Here is a 673-nt window from a genome sequence, read left to right on the forward strand (position 1 = left end):
ATACACGTCGCTCTCACGGTCGCCCATGCAGACAAACCGGGTTTCTGCACAACGCGTGCGGAGTGCAGCAAGATGCCTGATACCTTCGATCCATTTGATGCTTTCTTTCTCTGCGATCGGCCGCACTTTGCATCGACGCGCCTTGCCGGCCTCCTCTTGCGCTCGCACCCAGGTCTTCATACCGAGCACACCCAATGGCAGGCCCTCAGGCGTGACGGCCAGCAGACTGTGCATCATGAAGCCGCGCTTATTGCCGCCGGTGCCATAACCCAGCCCCTCGGTCGCGTGCAGATGCGAGAGGTTGAACTCGGTCGTGTCCTGCACAGCCAGCACCACCGGTACCTGCCTCATGCGATCCAGCGTTTGCGCAATGTGCGGCGCCAGAATGCCGTCGGTATCGACCTGTGTATTGTCGAAGAAGCGATACGCGGCCTTCAGTTCGGCCGACTTGAGCGACTGGGGAAACGACCCCTGCGGACTGCAGGAAAGCCGGCGCGCCAACGCCACCAAACGCCGCGCCAGACGGGCATCGCCGAGATTCGCTTCGCCGAACTCAACGCTTGCCCAGTCGTCCGTGTCGTTCTCGTCGATCAATCTCGATTGCCGCTGCAAAGAGGATGACCGAAGTTAACATCGGCTCCATCTGTTTACAAGCGAAAATTCGCACCTTCAC

General features: G+C 59.9%; 1 protein-coding gene. It reads right to left on the reverse strand.

The genetic code is table 11. From position 1 onward, the window contains the following. A partial coding sequence (locus CF70_RS15515; RefSeq protein ID WP_035866263.1) for an IS4/Tn5 family transposase DNA-binding protein occupies positions 1-594 on the reverse strand: 594 nt, incomplete at its 3' end. Positions 595-673 lie beyond the last annotated feature (79 nt).

Origin of the sequence: Cupriavidus sp. SK-3, from assembly GCF_000611145.1 — a bacterium.
GTDB lineage: Bacteria > Pseudomonadota > Gammaproteobacteria > Burkholderiales > Burkholderiaceae > Cupriavidus.